Annotated in this window: 1 rRNA gene; it reads left to right on the top strand. The window is 54.8% G+C overall.

Features of this window, described 5'->3' with window-relative positions:
• Positions 1-217: ribosomal RNA gene (locus ADK52_RS13530) — 23S ribosomal RNA — on the top strand; the annotation flags it as partial.

The raw sequence follows: 217 nt of genomic DNA, 5'->3' as shown, positions 1-217 counted from the left end.
GATAGCGGATAGTACCGTGAGGGAATGGTGAAAAGTACCGCGGGAGCGGAGTGAAATAGTACCTGAAACCGTGTGCCTACAAGCCGTGGGAGCGTCGCTCATTGGGTTTACCCAATGGGTCGTGACTGCGTGCCTTTTGAAGAATGAGCCTGCGAGTTAGCGGTGTGTAGCGAGGTTAACCCGTGTGGGGAAGCCGTAGCGAAAGCGAGTCCGAATA

Origin of the sequence: Streptomyces sp. WM6372 (assembly GCF_001279655.1) — a bacterium.
Lineage (GTDB): Bacteria > Actinomycetota > Actinomycetes > Streptomycetales > Streptomycetaceae > Streptomyces.
The sequence above is the reverse complement of the archived record's forward strand: the minus strand, read 5'-3'. Positions and strand labels throughout refer to the sequence as shown.